This window comes from Proteiniphilum sp. UBA5384, from assembly GCF_002410825.1.
Lineage (GTDB): Bacteria > Bacteroidota > Bacteroidia > Bacteroidales > Dysgonomonadaceae > Proteiniphilum.
Genome location: NZ_DHOS01000070.1, coordinates 1 through 12,013 on the forward strand (window position 1 = coordinate 1; position 12,013 = coordinate 12,013).

9 protein-coding genes and 1 pseudogene are annotated in these 12,013 nt (G+C 45.9%); 9 read left to right on the forward strand and 1 reads right to left on the reverse strand.

Features of this window, described 5'->3' with window-relative positions:
* Window positions 1–25: 25 nt before the first annotated feature.
* The 9 genes and pseudogenes from B4G81_RS13500 to B4G81_RS13540 form a co-directional block, all read left to right on the forward strand.
* A pseudogene (locus B4G81_RS13500) lies at window positions 26–162 on the forward strand (IS1595 family transposase); the annotation flags it as partial.
* Between the two features lie 247 nt (window positions 163–409).
* Window positions 410–985 (forward strand): C2 family cysteine protease, encoded by a 576-nt coding sequence (locus B4G81_RS13505; RefSeq protein ID WP_294083360.1) that lies wholly within the window; start codon window positions 410–412, stop codon window positions 983–985.
* Window positions 986–1,293: 308 nt separating this feature from the next.
* Entirely contained in the window at window positions 1,294–2,217 is a 924-nt protein-coding gene (locus B4G81_RS13510; protein ID WP_414703208.1) for a glycerophosphodiester phosphodiesterase family protein, read from the forward strand.
* 62 nt (window positions 2,218–2,279) lie between these two features.
* Window positions 2,280–4,262 (forward strand): urocanate hydratase, encoded by a 1,983-nt coding sequence (locus tag B4G81_RS13515; RefSeq protein ID WP_294083364.1) that lies wholly within the window; start codon window positions 2,280–2,282, stop codon window positions 4,260–4,262.
* Window positions 4,263–4,340: 78 nt separating this feature from the next.
* Window positions 4,341–5,237, forward strand: a complete 897-nt coding sequence (gene ftcD / locus B4G81_RS13520; protein ID WP_294083366.1) for a glutamate formimidoyltransferase — start codon at window positions 4,341–4,343, stop codon at window positions 5,235–5,237.
* Window positions 5,238–5,246: 9 nt separating this feature from the next.
* Window positions 5,247–6,497, forward strand: a complete 1,251-nt coding sequence (gene hutI, locus B4G81_RS13525) for an imidazolonepropionase (RefSeq protein WP_294083368.1) — start codon at window positions 5,247–5,249, stop codon at window positions 6,495–6,497.
* A gap of 28 nt (window positions 6,498–6,525) precedes the next feature.
* Entirely contained in the window at window positions 6,526–7,152 is a 627-nt protein-coding gene (locus tag B4G81_RS13530) for a cyclodeaminase/cyclohydrolase family protein (protein WP_294083370.1), read from the forward strand.
* 9 nt (window positions 7,153–7,161) lie between these two features.
* Window positions 7,162–8,661 (forward strand): histidine ammonia-lyase, encoded by a 1,500-nt coding sequence (gene hutH, locus B4G81_RS13535; RefSeq protein ID WP_294083374.1) that lies wholly within the window; start codon window positions 7,162–7,164, stop codon window positions 8,659–8,661.
* 144 nt (window positions 8,662–8,805) lie between these two features.
* On the forward strand, window positions 8,806–10,191 hold the full coding sequence (locus B4G81_RS13540; protein WP_294083376.1) for an MFS transporter: 1,386 nt from the start codon (window positions 8,806–8,808) through the stop codon (window positions 10,189–10,191).
* A 128-nt stretch (window positions 10,192–10,319) separates the two neighbouring features.
* On the opposite strand, the gene B4G81_RS13545 is transcribed toward B4G81_RS13540, so the two are convergent.
* Window positions 10,320–11,858 (reverse strand): tetratricopeptide repeat protein, encoded by a 1,539-nt coding sequence (locus B4G81_RS13545; RefSeq protein ID WP_294083378.1) that lies wholly within the window; start codon window positions 11,856–11,858, stop codon window positions 10,320–10,322.
* Between the last annotated feature and the right edge of the window lie 155 nt (window positions 11,859–12,013).

Consider the following 12,013-nt stretch of genomic DNA (forward strand, 5'->3'; position numbering starts at 1 on the left):
AAAACATTAGTAGCTGTTGCCACCCTATTATTTGGATGAATTTGCTTTCCGCTTTAACAGGAAAATGTCAACATTCAGGGTAAATTATTCTATCGGTTAATACAACAGGCTGTTGAAACAGAACCGATCTCTCGAAATGAGCTTGTAAAATCAGCAACTTGACCGAAGGGGATAAGCAGTTAAATAAATATAGGAGAGAAAAGAGAGCTTACATTACTTACTTTTTGGGATATAACTTGTAAGCCGTGTATTGAAGAACTAATTGTATTTAATATTTTAGCCAACGAATATCCGGAAGTGAATTTCGTAGCAATAACTTCTACTCCAAAACAAAATGTCAATAAGTTTTTTCGAGAAAAAAGTTTTGAATGAAAGAATTTAATCGTTATCCCTGATTGTCTGGAATATTTTGAAAATCTCAAAATACATAGTGTCCAGCAAAAGCGACAAAGCATGCTGGAGCACTTTACTGGAGAAAGCGATTATCAAATATAATGCAATTTACGAAGTGGATACTGAGATTGGAGGAATTGGAAGTCATGTTGTTCCCCCACTTTTTACAGGTGAGGGCGAAAGTTTTGGTTTTCCCGCCAATGTATTGAATGCTGATCAACTTAAAGTAATGGTAGAAAATTCTTTAATGGAAGGCAAATTTGTAGTTGGAGGGTTTAATCAAGTAAAGCCTATTGGTAATACCAATACAGTAATTGGTCACGCTTATACATATTTGTTGTCTACTGATCCAAATGCACTTTTTTCCATGCGCAATCCCTGGGGAGGAAATCCCGGCACAAATGGTAAAGAGGATGGTGTATTGAATATACCCGATGATGGTATTATTCCAACTTTGATAGATATTGGAGTTACGGGCCCGGGAAAAGCAGCCCCCATGAAAAGAGATATCAAACCGTATACTCCTCCCACATACTCATTCACTACACATAAGATGCGTGTTAGTGCTGTTCTAATGAAGTCTGGAATGTAAATATGAAATCACTAGGCAGTATGGACGCACATATTCCTCATCCGGGATGCTGCAGAAGTCCATGCCGGCCAAGGTGTCGCTGATCTGTGGAGAACTTTTGATCGGCCCGGTGGGCTTTGTTTTTCAGTATCCACTTTTCTTGACTGACAGTTTCATAATATGGTAAATATAATATCGCCTAATTTTATTCTGTACCTTAAAAATCCTTGTTTTTTATCAGTTTAATAGGCCAAATATTAGTTTTTTCTATCAATATGTTATACTTTTGGGATGAGAATTTTTTAAGATAAAACTTGAATAATCCATCAATCGTTATGCTGAAAATCAACAACAATCTGTTTTTTACGATTTCTCTCTTATTGGTTTCGCTGTTTTTTTTACAAGGATGTAAGAGTCGGAAAGGTGAAGAGAATTATATTAAATTCAAGAAGCTCAAGGATACGCATCAGTATTTTGCCTACAAAGGGGATAGTTCGATACTGGTAAGTGGACATAGGGGAGGCCGTGAGGTTGGATTTCCCGAAAACAGCATCGAAGGATTCCAGCAAGTGCTGACACAAATGCCTGCATTCTTCGAGATAGACCCCCGCCTGACCAAAGACAGTGTTATTGTGCTTATGCATGATGCTACATTGGACAGGACTACGACGGCGAAGGGAAATCTCTCCGATTATACCTACGCCGAACTGCAGTCGTTGCGGTTGAAAGACCTTGAAGGGAATATTACAGCCGCTGAAATACCCACACTTGAAGAGGTGATCCAATGGAGTAAAGGTAAGACGGTTGTCAATCTCGATAAAAAAGATGTGCCGTTTGATATGATCGTGGATTTGATCAAGAAGAACAAGGCGGAAAAACATGTGATGCTTACCGTACATACAGGAGCACAGGCCAGATATTATTCCGACAGGTTGCCGGGAATTATGTTGTCTGTCTTCGCAAGGAATGACGAGGAATTTGAAGATATCGCCTTTTCCGGCGTTCCCTGGGAAAATATGATCGCTTATGTGGGACAAACCATTAACGATAAAAATGGGCATATTGTGGAACAACTGCGGGCCAAAGGTGTCAGGTGCATGGTGTCATATGCTCCATCGATCGACCGGTTGAGAACGCCGGAGGAAAGAGCGTCGGCCTATAAGGAAGCAATCACGATTAATCCGGATATCATTGAATCGGACTATCCGGCGGAAGTATGGAGAGTCCTGATGCCGGGCGATTCTATCCGGTGATATTTTGTACCGCTTTGGCTTTTGTGTTGTGCTGAATAACCTTACGACTAAAAAATATTCGTATGCAAATAACCTTATCCGATCAATTGCCCCCATATCCCACATTCCGCGAGGGAATCCGTCGTGCGCCTGACCGCGGGTACAGTCTCACGCCCGGCCAGACAAAAACGGCTTTGAAAAATGCATTGCGCTATATTCCCGCCGGATTACATGCAGAATTGGCTCCCGAATTTCTCGAAGAACTGAAAACACGTGGACGTATCTATGGCTATCGTTATCGTCCTGAAGGTGACCTGAATGCTAAACCGATCGACCAATATAAGGGTAAATGTGTGGAAGGAAAAGCTTTTCAGGTGATGATCGACAATAATCTCTGTTTTGATATCGCGCTGTATCCCTATGAGCTGGTCACCTATGGTGAAACGGGACAAGTGTGTCAGAACTGGATGCAGTACCGGCTGATCAAGATGTATCTGGAAGAGTTGACACAGGAGCAGACATTGGTAGTTGAGAGCGGGCATCCGCTGGGATTGTTCAAATCGAAACCGGATGCCCCAAGGGTAATTATCACCAATTCGATGATGGTAGGTATGTTCGATAATCTGCCGGATTGGGAAATCGCCGCACAGATGGGGGTCGCCAACTACGGACAGATGACTGCAGGCGGATGGATGTATATTGGGCCGCAGGGCATTGTACATGGTACGTTCAATACGCTGTTGAATGCGGGACGGTTGAAACTGGGTATTCCACAGGACGGTGATTTACGAGGACGGTTGTTTGTCTCTTCCGGTTTGGGGGGGATGAGTGGCGCGCAACCCAAAGCGGCTGATATTGCCGGTGCGGTGTCCCTAATTGCCGAGGTGGATGCGTCGCGTATCGAAACACGTCACTCGCAGGGGTGGATACAACGGGTCACAGGGGATCTGACGAAAGCATTCCACTGGGCAGACGAAGCGAGAAAACGTCACGAACCGCTCTCCATTGCCTATCATGGAAATATTGTCGACCTATTGGAATATGCCGTGGAACAGCATATCCATATAGAGTTATTGAGCGACCAGACTTCCTGTCATGAACCGTATACAGGTGGGTATTGCCCTGCCGGCATCACCTTTGAAGAGCGTACCCGTTTGTTGCATGAAGACAGGCCGACATTCAGTAAGTTGGTAGATGTATCACTGCGACGCCATTTTGAGGTGATCCGGAAGTTGGTGGAGAAAGGTACTTACTTTTTTGACTATGGGAACTCTTTTATGAAAGCAATATATGATGCCGGAGTAAAGGAGATATCGAAGAATGGTAGGGACGAGAAGGATGGTTTTATCTGGCCTTCGTATGTGGAAGATATCATGGGACCCGAATTGTTCGACTATGGTTATGGCCCTTTCCGCTGGATTTGTCTGAGCGGTAAGCCGGAAGACCTGGCGCTGACCGACCGGGCAGCGATGGAATGTATCGATCCTACCCGGCGGGGACAGGACCGTGATAACTGGATTTGGATCCGTGATGCGGAGAAAAACAAGTTAGTAGTCGGTACGCAGGCCCGTATCCTTTATCAGGATGCGGAAGGACGGTTGAAAATTGCATTGAAATTCAATGAGATGGTGCGTGACGGAGAGATTGGCCCTGTGATGTTGGGACGTGATCACCATGATGTGAGTGGCACCGATTCTCCCTTCAGGGAGACCGCCAATATCAAGGATGGCAGTAACGTGATGGCCGATATGGCGGTGCAATGCTTTGCCGGCAATGCTGCCCGGGGTATGAGCCTGGTTGCGCTGCATAACGGCGGTGGAGTAGGTATCGGAAAAGCAATCAACGGCGGGTTCGGCATGGTATGCAACGGTAGCGAGCGGGTGGATGAGATCTTGCGTTCTGCCATGCTGTGGGATGTGATGGGAGGTGTGGCACGCCGATCATGGGCACGTAACCCCAATGCTATAAGTACCGTGAATACCTTCAACCGTTCACATGCGGATGGATATCATATCACCGAACCTTATCTGGTGGATGATGAGATGCTGAATGATATTATTGCATAAATAAACCGAGATAGCTGAAATTATCACTATTTTTGTTTAAATATATTGGATGAAAAAAATTCAGATCAGTACCAAATTATGAACAAAATCATGGAATGTGTGCCCAACTTCAGCGAGGGGCGCGACAAACAGAAAATCGAGAAGATTGCGGATGCATTCCGCGGTAAAGAGGGTGTCAAACTCTTGGATTACAGTGGTGATGCCGATCATCACCGGTCGGTAATTACTGTGGCAGGCGAACCGGAAGCGTTGAAAAATGCGGTGGTCGAAGCAATAGGAACTGCGGTGGAGTTGATCGACCTTACCCGACATCAGGGGCAACATCCCCGCATGGGAGCGGTGGATGTGGTACCGTTCATCCCGATTAAAAATGTGACGATGGAAGAAGCGGTAGCCTTATCGAAAGAGGTGGCACAAACGGTGGGAAAGAGATTCGGACTTCCGGTCTACCTTTATGAAAAATCTGCTTCGGCAACCCATCGTGAAAATCTGTCCGTCGTACGCAAAGGTGAATTTGAGGGATTGGGCAATAAAATGAAGCAACCGGAATGGTTGCCCGATTTTGGACCATCAGAACCCCATCCCACGGCTGGAGCCGTGGCTATTGGCGCCCGTATGCCATTGGTGGCCTATAACGTAAATCTGGGAACAAATAATCTGGAAATTGCGACTGCCATCAGTAAGAAAGTACGCCATGTAGGCGGAGGATTACGGTTCTGTAAAGCCATGGGGGTGGCGTTGGAAGATCGTGGCATTACACAGGTATCGATGAACCTGACAGATTATACCAAAACGGCTATCTACCGCGCTCATGAGTTGGTGCGTATCGAAGCGCAGCGTTACGGGGTGCCTGTGGTAGGTGCCGAAGTGATTGGCCTCGTGCCGATGGAAGCGCTGGTAGACTCTGTTACCTACTATCTGGGATTAGAGAATTTCTCCGTCGGACAAGTACTTGAGACACAATTGATGGAATAGGAGAAAAATATGAGTAACCTGATCATCAAAAATGCCACCCAGGTAGTTACTTGCAGCGGTTTCTCAGGGAAGCGAGGAAAAGAGATGAGTGACCTGCATGTGATCGAAAACGGAACGGTGATTGTAACTGATGGTATCATATCTCATGTGCTCCGCGCCGGGGAAGAGGTGCCCGTCAATGAACGGGATTATACCGTGATTGATGCTACCGGTAAAGCATTACTCCCCGGATTTGTCGATCCGCATACCCATTTCGTATTTGGCGGATACCGGGAAGAAGAATTCTCTTGGCGGATGCGTGGCGAAAGCTATATGGATATTATGAATCGGGGTGGGGGGATTGTCAATACGACCCGTGCCACACGGGAAGCCTCGGAAGAAGAGTTGGTAGAGGTCGGCCGGCAACGGCTCGATGCGATGATGCGCCTTGGCATCACTACCGTGGAAGGAAAAAGCGGATATGGGCTCGACAAGGACACCGAGTTGAAACAACTCCGGGTGATGAACCGTCTCAACCAAACTCATCCGATGGATATCATGCCGACCTTTATGGGAGCACATGCCGTACCGGCAGAATGGAGAGGTAAAGAGGATGCGTTTATAGATTTTAATATCCGAGAGATGTTCCCGCTTGTGAAGCAGGAAAAATTGGCAGAAGCAGTCGATATATTCTGTGAAAAAGATGTTTTTTCCATAGAACAGTCACGCCGATATCTTTCTGCCGCACGGGAGCATGGATTCCTATTGAAGATACACGCCGACGAAATTGTATCTTTGGGTGGTGCTGAACTGGCTGCGGAGCTGCATTGCCTTTCTGCCGACCATCTATTACAGGTGTCGGACAAGGGAATCCGAGCCATGGCAGAAGCCGGTGTGGTGGCTACGTTATTGCCTCTCACCGCCTTCTCGTTGCGGGAGAATTATGCCCGGGGCCGGGAGATGATTGATGCGGGTTGTATAGTGGCACTGGCGACCGACCTTAATCCCGGGAGTTCATTCACTGCCTCGGTTCCTTTACTCTTCTCTATCGCCTGCATATATATGCGTTTGTCACCCGAAGAAGCAGTCACCGCTTTTACTATCAATAGTGCAGCGGCTATCAACCGGGCAGATCATATTGGTAGCATCAATGTGGGTAAACAGGGCGATCTGGTATTACTGCAATTTCCATCCTATAAATTCCTGCCTTACCATGTGGGGATGAATATTGTGGAGACGGTTGTAAAACGGGGAAAAATCATCTTTTCAATATGCCAATAAGACTAATGAGGATAATCATTTTAAAATTATGAAATTACAGGATTTAACTTTAAAACAATTTTTAGAAAGAACTGCTGCGAACGAAGCTATTCCGGGCGGCGGCAGTTCTTCGGCGTTAAATGGGGCGATCAGCTCGGCATTGGCCGGTATGATGGCTAACCTGACCATTGGTAAAAAAAACTATACTGATGTAGAGGAGCAAATGAAAAAGATCGTAGAAGAGATGGGAGAGAACAGAACCCATTTCATCAACGATATCGACCGTGATGCGGATGCATACAGTTTAGTGATGGACGCATATAAACTTCCCAAAGAGACAGATGAGCAAAAAAAACTGCGCAGTGAAAAAATTCAGGAAGCAATGAAAATCGCGTCGCTCATCCCGATGGAAGTGGCGGAACGTGCATATGGTATGATCGGTACGATTATCGAAACGATCCGGAAAGGGAATAAAAATGCGGTGACCGACGGGATGGTCGGACTAATGGCTTGTCGCACGGGCATCATGGGAGCACTCCTGAACGTCCGTACCAATTTGGGAGGTATCAATGATACTGTATTTGTGGCAGAATTACGAGAAAAATGTGATCGTATTGAAAAAGAGACGCTTATGAAAGAAAGTGAGATGATTGAATGGGTAAAATCAGTAATCTAATCATATAGGATGAAAAATATCTATTATATAGGGAAAGGAGAGCTTACACTGGATGACCTGAAATGGATCATTTCTGAGAATATTAAAGTGGCACTGGCGCCGGAAGCCAAGGAAAGGATACAGAAATGCCGTGATTACCTTGATAAGAAGATGGAGACCCAAACCGGACCGATCTATGGGATTACTACGGGTTTTGGTTCTCTTTATAACCGTACCATTCCTAACGATGACCTGAGTACATTGCAGGAAAATCTGGTGAAATCGCATGCCTGTAGTGTGGGTGAGGAAGTTGCGCCACTGATCGTCAAGCTGATGTTCCTGTTGAAAGCATATGCACTTTCATTGGGATACAGTGGTGTGCAGGTAGCAACAGTGCAACGGATGCTTGACCTGTTCAATAACGATATACTTCCTATAGTATATGACAAGGGGTCATTAGGCGCTTCGGGAGATTTGGCACCGCTCGCCAACCTTTTCCTGCCGTTGATCGGTGTAGGCGATGTCTTTTACAAGGGGAAGAAACAGGATATCGGTGTGGTACTGGATGAATTCGGATGGAAGCCGATCCGGCTGAAGAGCAAGGAGGGACTGGCACTATTGAACGGTACACAGTTCATGTCGGCCCATGGTGTCTATGCCATCATGAAAGCAGAAAAGCTTTCCAGACGAGCCGACCTGATCGCCGCCATGTCGCTCGATGCCTACGATGGCCACATCGAGCCATTCGATGAGAAACTGCAATTGATCCGTCCTCATCAGGGACAACTCGAAACGGGCAGGAATATTCGCCGTTTTCTGGAGGGAAGTGAGATCCATTCAGGAGAGAAAAAACATCTGCAAGATCCCTATTCTTTTCGTTGCGTACCGCAGGTACATGGTGCGTCGAAGGATGCCATCAATTATGTGAAATCGGTGGTGATGACGGAGATTAACTCTGTAACGGATAATCCTACTATCTTTCCCGATGATGATGAGATCATATCAGGAGGAAATTTTCATGGGGAACCTCTCGCCGTGTCTTTCGATTTTCTAGCGATTGCCCTGGCGGAATTGGGAAATATCTCCGAACGGCGTACAGCCCAGCTTATCCTCGGTAAACGGGAACTGCCAGAATTCCTTGTGGCCAATCCGGGGCTCAATTCGGGTTTTATGATTCCTCAATATGTGGCGGCTTCGGTGGTGAGCCAGAACAAGATGTATTGCGTCCCCGCAAGTACCGATTCTATTGTCTCTTCCAACGGTCAGGAAGATCACGTGAGCATGGGAGCCACTTCGGCAGTCAAACTACTCAAAGTGATGGACAACCTTGATATCATTCTCTCCATCGAACTGATGAACGCGGCACAGGCTATGGAGTTCAGGCGCCCCCTGAAATCATCTCCCTTAATCGAAAAAATATTGAAAGCGTATCGCAAGGAGGTACCGTTTATCGATGAAGATATTGTGATGTATAAGGAAATACGAAAGACCACTTCTTTTCTGAACCGTTTGGAAGTCGATGATATTTAAGTTTGTGCCTGGCTTTTCGTTCGGTTTTTACTACATTTCCATAATGTAGGATACACCTCAGAAAAACTCAATCAAACTTGGCTTTTCATTCGGTTTTCACTACATTTGCGTGTTCAAAAATAAAAATTGAAAAAATAACAAAATATGGTTGAAAAAGTTAGACAATCGCTCAGGGATTCTGCAGCGGCAAGGTGGACCGCACTTTTTATTGTATCTTTTACAATGATGTGCGGCTATTTTTTAACGGATATCATGGCACCTTTAGCCGGTTTGCTGGAAGGACAACTGGGATGGAGCCGTGCCGAATATGGAACATTTACTAGCTCTTATGGATGGTTTAACGTCTTTTTGCTGATGTTGATCTTTGGGGGAATCATCCTCGATAAGCTGGGTGTGAGGCTTACCGGTATGGGAGCCGCCGCGGTCATGGTGATCGGTGCGGCGATTAAATATTGGGCGATATCTAGTGATTCATTGCGAGGCACAACCCTACTAGGATTGGATGGCCAGGTGCTTATGGCCAGTATAGGCTTTGCAACTTTTGCCGTGGGAGTGGAAGTGGCCGGTATCACCGTCTCCAAGATCATCGTGAAATGGTTCAAGGGAAAGGAGTTGGCAACCGCCATGGGGATGGAGATGGCGATGGCCAGGATTGGTACCGCCTTGGCGTTGGGATTCTCCGTACCGATTGCCAAGGCGACAGGTATTGTGGATGTATCCCGTTCAGTGCTCGTAGCCTTGATCGGGTTATGTATCGGACTGATCGCTTTCTTCATCTATGTGGCAATGGATAAAAAACTGGATGCTTCCGAAGCTGCAGATGTAGTGGAAGAGAAGAATCTGGAGGATGAGTTCAAAATTGCAGATATTGGCAAGATTTTGAGTAACAGGGGATGGTGGTACATTGCCATCTTGTGCGTACTCTTCTATTCTGCCGTCTTTCCGTTTCTGAAATATGCGACCGACCTGATGGTAAACAAGTTTGGCGTGGAGGAAGACCTTGCCGGATTGATCCCTATGTTGCTCCCCTTTGGTAATATATTGTTAACTCCTTTGTTCGGAGGTATTTACGACCGGAAAGGGAAGGGGGCCACCATCATGATCATTGGTTCGGTATTGTTGATAATAGTCCATGCTCTCTTCTCCATACCCGGATTGAATAGCTGGATTTTTGCGATGGTGCTGGTGGTGATGCTCGGAATCGCCTTCTCACTGGTTCCTTCTGCTATGTGGCCTTCCGTGCCCAAGATCGTTCCCGAGAAACGCTTAGGTACTGCTTACTCCCTTATCTTTTGGGTGCAGAATTGGGGATTGATGGGAGTTCCTTTGCTGATTGGTTGGGTATTACAAAAATATTGTATTACGGGACAAACTGTTCGCGATGGACTTACCGTGAATACCTATGATTATACATTACCGATGATGATCTTTACCGGTTTCGGTGTGCTGGCACTGATCGTCGCTTTCTTATTGAAAGCTGAGGACAAGAAGAAAGGATACGGACTGGAATTGCCGAATATTCAAAAATAAGGTGGTTAAGTGGTTAGGTGCCTGAGTTGAAAGGCGAAATAGTTGAAAAGTGATTAAGTGGGAATGTAATGATGCCCAATTGATAAATTATCCCCAAAAGTTCTGATTAACTTTTGGGGGTTGTTTTATTAGTGACTAATACTTGATGAAGACACAAGTTCCATATCAGCATATTGCCATGCGTTATCAAAATCGGACTTGACGGATTGTGCTTCCGTGTCCTTATTTTGTCCAACCAATGCATGATACAATCCGATTAGCGCCCAACCATTCCTTTTCCATATTATTTGCAGGTCTTCGCGGTATACTTTTTCGGCTTCTTTGTATTTTCCCGCCTTGAGAAGTACTGCCCCCAAATGGTGCCTCACCGAGAAAAACCAGTTGGGTGGCTCATTATAATTGAGATGGTCTTCCAATTCCACCGCCTCTTTAAGCAAAGAAATGGAGGTGTCAAAACGATTTTGCCCGGCGGCTATCTCACCGGACAATACTTTTGTGGCAATTTGTACAAGGTCGGCCATAGTATTGATTCCCCAAATCGTTATTTCTTCCAGGGAAGTGTCGACTGACAATATTTTCAGCGTACCCCATTCCGGCTGATGCATGATATCGGTAGCCGTATGCTCCTGTACTTTTTTGGCGGCCTTCCAGGCTAATTGGGAATTGCCTTCAAGTGAGGCTGTAGCTGCCAGGAAATGATAATTATGGGGATATAGGGTGAGCGGATAAACGCCTTGTGCGTGGCAGGCAGTGGTGTATACGCTATCCACTTCCACAGCCCTCAGGTTGGCGAGGGTACCGAGATGGTAGTCACCGGTATTGATATAGATATGGGAAGGCATATGTACCAGGTGTCCTGCCCCGGGGACCAATGTATCCAGTAGGCTTGCGCTGGGTAGCGCTTTTTCCGGAGTCACTGAAGATTCCAGCGCATGGATATAGAAATGATGCGCACCCGGATGCATCGGATGGGTTTCTATCAGATGTTCCAGTACGGAAACCAGTTCCGGCGTCCAGGCTTTGGGTTTTTTTGTCTGCTTCTCATACAAATCCCACGGATGAAGATCCATCAACGATTCGGCATAAAGAGCGCCAATATCAGGATCGGAAGGATATTGCTCATATACTTTTTTCATCGCTGCCGCATAGGCGACATCCAGATGGGTCCTGTCGACAGGTGCTTTTGCTTCGTACCTCGTTGTCAAAGCGTGGATCAATGAAACCTCCAGGGGAGTGCAATTTTTCGAGAGGGATAACGCTTTAAGGGAGGCTTCGTAAGCAGGTGGATAATTGCCGTCTTCCATTGCGGCATTATAATTAGGGCCAAGGACATAGGCGTAACCCCAATGTGCCATGGCGCAGGTTGAATCTAACCGGTCGGCTTCGTAAAACGATCTTGCCGCTTCTGCATGATTGAATGCATAGGAGAGCATCATTCCCTGGTTAAAGTAGGCCTGGACTTCTTCACTGGCCGTGGATATTTTGAAATCGATCCCTTCTAATCCTTTAAACATCGGCGCTTTTTTGCCTGAAAGGTACCATTCATTATCGGTTGTTTGTGTGCTATGACAACCGGTCATTACGGATGTTTTTTCTTTTACCTCCTTCTTATTTTTACACGAAAAGATAAGTAAAACCGAAAGCACGAGGAATAGGAGCCTGGTCATGTCAATCAGTTTGAATGATTAATGAATTGAGAAAAGTAACATAACACCATTCGGCTTGGCGCTCAGTCGTTTGGCGGGAAGAAATACTGTGATTTACATCTTATATAGTTTAACAATAGTTTATGGAAATTTGTTTTCGTAAGTGTCAGGTTTTA